The 1,440-nt window shown below is 36.0% G+C and carries 2 protein-coding genes and 2 pseudogenes; 2 read left to right on the forward strand and 2 right to left on the reverse strand.

What is annotated here, in order from left to right; genetic code table 11:
- Nucleotides 1–152: 152 nt before the first annotated feature.
- Nucleotides 153–281: pseudogene (locus J3U23_RS12150) on the forward strand (transcriptional regulator); the annotation flags it as partial.
- Between the two features lie 116 nt (nucleotides 282–397).
- Nucleotides 398–646, forward strand: coding sequence for a SymE family type I addiction module toxin (locus J3U23_RS12030; RefSeq protein ID WP_267339341.1), 249 nt, complete (start codon nucleotides 398–400; stop codon nucleotides 644–646).
- On the opposite strand, the gene J3U23_RS12035 is transcribed toward J3U23_RS12030, so the two are convergent.
- Nucleotides 633–857, reverse strand: coding sequence for a CPCC family cysteine-rich protein (locus J3U23_RS12035; RefSeq protein ID WP_267339342.1), 225 nt, complete (start codon nucleotides 855–857; stop codon nucleotides 633–635). The two genes, J3U23_RS12030 and J3U23_RS12035, sit on opposite strands and share 14 nt — an antisense overlap.
- Nucleotides 854–1,440 (reverse strand): annotated as a pseudogene (locus J3U23_RS12040) (hypothetical protein); the annotation flags it as partial. The pseudogene J3U23_RS12040 and the gene J3U23_RS12035, both read right to left, overlap by 4 nt.

A 1,440-nucleotide genomic window follows, 5' to 3' on the forward strand; every position in this document is an offset into this window, starting at 1 on the left:
CCCGCGATATCTTGCTTTTGTTCACTTTCATTGCGGATAATAATGGTGCCGTCTGACACAGCGGAGTGAGTTATCGACTGTTCATAGCTTTTTTATTATAACTAGCTTTATTTTCGATATGATTTCGATTAGTGGATAGTTGAAAAAGTGAGGAACTAAAGCCACAAGATGAGCTTAAGTTTGAGGCGGTCAAGCAGATGACTGCTGATGAGCAGAAGTCAGTTAAAGAGATTTTAGATGCCATGATTTTAAAACATCAGGCTAAGCAGTTAATTGGTTGATTAAAACCGGGCGACTAAAGAAGAGAAGTTACACAAGACAGTAAATAACAGCGCAGGTTAACGGTGTACCACCACCGCTAACCTGCTAACCACAACTAACTTACACGGAGTTAACTATGGCTAAGACACATTCTAAGCTAAAATCAGCTACAGGCAAAGAGCTTGCATCGCAACCCAACGAACGGTTTTATACCGTCGGTTATGTACCACAAGGCACAAAGCCTAACCCCAAACCACAACTGACCATTAAAGGCAGGTGGCTGGAGCAGATAGGCTATTATGTAGGCTGCCCTGTTATCATTAATATTGAACAGGGCAAGTTTTGTCAAAGCTTAATTTTAAAGCTAAATATCAAAGATCTCTAATTAAGGGATCTTTGTTTTTCTGAATTAACTGTTGATACATTTTTTTTGCCTCATTTAAGCTTTCTAAATTTGCTCCGCCGGAAAAATCTGGATCATCTGATTGAACAGGATCATCTTCCCAATTGCAGATATAACATATTTCGTAGTCACCCAATTTTCTTATAGTTTTATTACCACAACATGGGCAAGAATATAATTTTTTTTCAATCATTTTTGTTTATTCCAGTATTCTAAACCTTTTTCAGGTTTAAACATTGTTCTAGGTGTTCCATCTGCATTTTTTATTACAAAAATATTTGTTGATGGATTGTAGTATAGCGTATCTCCATTTTCTCTAACTTTTGTCAAAGTTCCTTCAGGTGGATTTCTTACAAAATTATGGGTAGCATCAACGTATTGTTTTGAATTTTGAAATTCAGGAAACTCATGTTTATGTTTATCCCAATGATCGTAAGCATTTTTAACAGATTCTTTTTTACTTGTTTCTGTCCAAATTTTATCTTCTGGACGCTTACCTAAATTAGCATTAATATCTTGTTCTTTTTTTACATGCTCGCCAAATTTGCTACTTTCATTAGCTTTCTGATTGGTAGCCTGATTATCCAGTATTTTATCCTTAGTCTCTTTATAATTTCCACCACCTTGTTCAACATTGCCTTTTCCGTGTTGTAGCTCTAAATCTGTTTTGTCTAATGGTTTATTAGCAGTAGTCCCCTTTCCAGCTTTTACTTCATTCTTATTTAGAGGGATCCATTTTTCTCCCGTCCATTGCATAAGTTTACCGCCAATATAAG

This window comes from Gilliamella sp. B3367 (genome assembly GCF_026536825.1).
In the GTDB taxonomy this organism is placed as follows: domain Bacteria; phylum Pseudomonadota; class Gammaproteobacteria; order Enterobacterales; family Orbaceae; genus Gilliamella; species Gilliamella apicola_E.